At 71.0% G+C, this 2,593-nt stretch carries 3 protein-coding genes; all 3 read right to left on the bottom strand.

The genetic code is table 11. From position 1 onward, the window contains the following. Window positions 1–84: 84 nt before the first annotated feature. Entirely contained in the window at window positions 85–987 is a 903-nt protein-coding gene (gene pdxS, locus ACFTZB_RS44885; RefSeq protein WP_015890540.1) for a pyridoxal 5'-phosphate synthase lyase subunit PdxS, read from the bottom strand. 152 nt (window positions 988–1,139) lie between these two features. Continuing rightward, the gene (locus ACFTZB_RS44890) at window positions 1,140–2,162 is read right to left on the bottom strand and encodes an NUDIX domain-containing protein (protein WP_378442359.1); all 1,023 of its coding nucleotides are present in this window, start codon (window positions 2,160–2,162) and stop codon (window positions 1,140–1,142) included. After that, window positions 2,159–2,593, bottom strand: a 435-nt coding sequence (locus ACFTZB_RS44895; RefSeq protein WP_378442361.1) for a glycosyltransferase, incomplete at its 5' end; no start/stop codon positions are given. The genes ACFTZB_RS44890 and ACFTZB_RS44895, both read right to left, overlap by 4 nt.

Here is a 2,593-nt window from a genome sequence, read left to right on the forward strand (position 1 = left end):
GGGCCCCGGTGGGGGCCTCGTGCGGTGCGAGCGGAAGAGCAGTGCCGGGGGCGCCGACGCTCGATCAGTGCTCGAGCGCGGGGATCACCAGCCGCGTTCGGCGAGCCGGTGCGGGACGGGGATGTCGTCGACGTTGATGCCGACCATCGCCTCGCCCAGCCCGCGGGACACCTTCGCGAGAACGTCCGGGTCGTCGAAGAACGTGGTCGCCTTGACGATCGCCGCGGCGCGCTCGGCCGGGTTGCCCGACTTGAAGATGCCGGATCCGACGAACACACCCTCCGCGCCGAGCTGCATCATCATCGCCGCGTCCGCCGGGGTGGCGATGCCACCGGCGGTGAACATGGTGACCGGCAACTTCCCGGCCTTGGCGACCTCGACGACCAGATCGTACGGGGCCTGCAGCTCCTTGGCCGCCACGTACAGCTCGTCCTCGCTCAGCGACGTCAACCGGCGGATCTCCCCGCCGATGGTGCGCATGTGGGTGGTCGCATTGGACACGTCGCCGGTGCCGGCCTCACCCTTCGAGCGGATCATCGCCGCACCCTCGGTGATGCGGCGCAGGGCCTCACCGAGATTGGTGGCACCACAGACGAACGGAACGGTGAACTTCCACTTGTCGATGTGGTTGGCGTAGTCGGCGGGCGTCAGGACCTCCGACTCGTCGATGTAGTCGACACCGAGCGACTGCAGGATCTGCGCCTCGACGAAGTGCCCGATCCGGGCCTTGGCCATCACCGGGATCGAGACGGCGGAGATGATGCCGTCGATCATGTCCGGGTCACTCATCCGGGACACGCCGCCCTGGGCGCGGATGTCCGCGGGCACCCGCTCGAGTGCCATCACCGCGACGGCACCGGCATCCTCGGCGATCTTCGCCTGGTCGGGGGTGACGACGTCCATGATGACCCCGCCCTTCAACATCTCGGCCATGCCGCGCTTGACGCGCGCCGTACCGGTGGTGGGGGTGGTGTCGGGGGTGCTCACAGCGAACTCCTGAGGTGTGGCGTGGATTGGTTGCGATAGCGGCATGCGTGAGCGAGAACGTTTCACGCTGCAGTACCCGATTCTAGGACGAACGCCAGTCCACTTCCGTAGCCAGTCCGCGATTGCTGGCTTTCTCCGGACCTGCGGGCGGCTCAGGTGATCGCGCGCACCTCGGGGTCGTCGTCGGCAACGGCGACCGCTTCGGCCTCGTCGAGGAGATCCGCGAGGTCGTGCGGGTACACGGCTTCGCCCGCCGCCGCCAGGTCCCGCACCGTGTCCGCGGTGCACCACCGGTGACCGGTGATGGTGCGGCTCTCGAGTTCGGTGAAGCCGCCGTGGTGCGGCTCGAACCCGTCGGTGCGCAACGCGAAGAACAGCTCCTCGGAGCGGATGAGCTGCCCGTTCCAGGAGAAGATCGCCACCCGGCGCCACATCGGTCCGCGCAGCGACTCGGGTGATGCGGTGTGCCCGGTCTCCTCGGCGATCTCCCGGACCGCGGCCGCCCGCAGGTTCTCGCCCTTCTCGACGGCGCCGCCGATCGTGAACCAGTAGTAGATGTCGGGGACGGTGGGGTCGTGTCCCCGCAGCAGCAGCACCCGGCCGTCACCGTCGAGCAGCACCACCCGGGCGGACGTCCTGACGGAGTCGAGGGACAGGCCCTTGGTGACCGCGGCGGCGGACGAGCGTTCGGTGATCTCGAAGTACGTCGGCAGCGGGGCCGTGCCGCCGAGGTGCAGCCACCGGACGGGCCGCCGGGTGCGCAGGGCGAGGGTGTCGCGGACGGCGTCGTTGTGGAATCGGCGGGCGATCAGCACCCGCGCCTCGGCATCGGCGAGTTCCGCCACCAGCTGGGGGCGCAGGGTGTCCGGGTCCAGCGACGAGAGTGCGCTGGACAACGCGTTCTCGGCGATCTCCCGGTCGGCCCGATCCGACCGTTCGGCCCTGGCCGCCAGCGCGGCCAGCGACCTGCCGTCGGGTGGGTCCATCGCCGCGGCCGCCGCGCGGACGACCACCGCCCGGCGGGCGAGGGCCGCGTCGAGGGCCTGCCAGGACAGGTCGGAGCGGACGTGCAGGCGGTCGAGACGGTTCGCCGTGCCGTACGCCCACAGGCCGATCGCGAGGACGACGGCCGCGACCAGCGCGAGAACCAGGATCGTGAGGGCGGAGAGCGTCACGAGCCGACCTCCCGGACGCCGTCGCGGCCGACGGTGACCGTCTCGTAGACGCGCAGGATCTGCTCGGCCACCACCGGCCAGTCGTATTCGGTGACCACCGTGCGGCCGACGTCGGTGAGCGCGGCGCTGTGCTCCGGGTCGCCGAGCACCGAGTCGATCCCGGCGGCGAGCGCCGCCGCATCCCCCACCGGCACCAGCACGCCCGCCTGGCCGTCCCGCAGGACCCGGCGGAACGCGTCCAGTTCGCTCGCGACGACGGCCGCTCCGGCGGCCATCGCCTCCACCAGCACGATGCCGAAACTCTCACCGCCGAGGTTGGGGGCGCAGTACACGTCGGCGCTCCGCAGCGCCGACGCCTTCTCGGCGTCGTCGACCTGGCCGAGCAGACGCAGATGCCCGAAGACCGGGCCCGCCTCGCGGCGCAACTTGTC

This window comes from Rhodococcus sp. NPDC057014 (assembly GCF_042673295.1).
GTDB lineage: Bacteria > Actinomycetota > Actinomycetes > Mycobacteriales > Mycobacteriaceae > Rhodococcus_F.